We start from the raw sequence: 920 nt of genomic DNA on the forward strand, positions 1-920 counted from the left end.
TTCTCGAAGTTGCCGCCAGCGGTGTCGGTGATCTTGACGGTCTGGGTGCTCTTATCGATGAACACGTCATCGCTCGGAGCATCAACAGTCACAGTACCAACGGTGTCGCCCGCCTTGATGGTGATGGTTTGCTTGTTGTCCAGCGTCAGGGTGACGTCAGTGTCAGCCTTGTTGCTCAAGGTAGCGGTGTAAGTGATTTTTCCACCTTCGTTCACTTCAGACGGAGCCGTCAAAGTCACGGTGGTGGTGTTATCGGTGTCCGGTGTGTCGGTCACGATGGTGGTGACTTTATCGGTACCCGGAACCAGGTTTTCAAAGTGCTCGCCACCGGTGACTTTAGTGATGCCGGTAGTAACAGTCTGGTCGCCTTTGTACACATCATCCGGCGCTACAGCCGAGACAGTACCGCTCGACTCGTTCACACCAATGGTGATGACCTGTTTGTTATCCAGGGTGACAGTCACCGGACCGGTAGTGTTGAGGACTGGCGCACCGTTTTTATCCACAAGGGTAGCGGTGTAGACGATCTGGCCGCCTTCACCCACGGTTTTGGTCGCGGTCAGGACCACATCAACCTTGTCGATGGTGTCGTTGATCTGCGTCGTGGCGCCGTCGCCTGCAACCACGAGTTTCTCGAAGTTGCCGCCAGCGGTGTCGGTGATCTTGACGGTCTGGGTGCTCTTATCGATGAACACGTCATCGCTCGGAGCATCAACAGTCACAGTACCAACGGTGTCGCCCGCCTTGATGGTGATGGTTTGCTTGTTGTCCAGCGTCAGGGTGACGTCAGTGTCAGCCTTGTTGCTCAAGGTGGCGGTGTAAGTGATTTTTCCACCTTCGTTCACTTCAGACGGAGCCGTCAAAGTCACGGTGGTGGTGTTATCGGTGTCCGGTGTGTCGGTCACGATGGTGGTGACTTT

General features: G+C 55.3%; 1 protein-coding gene. It reads right to left on the bottom strand.

Annotated features, from left to right (window positions below; translation table 11 throughout):
* The coding region (locus HBO09_RS28615; protein ID WP_346266448.1) for an immunoglobulin-like domain-containing protein at positions 1–920 on the bottom strand (920 nt) is incomplete at both ends.

This window comes from Pseudomonas sp. WS 5027 (genome assembly GCF_012985695.1).
Classification (GTDB): domain Bacteria; phylum Pseudomonadota; class Gammaproteobacteria; order Pseudomonadales; family Pseudomonadaceae; genus Aquipseudomonas; species Aquipseudomonas hygromyciniae.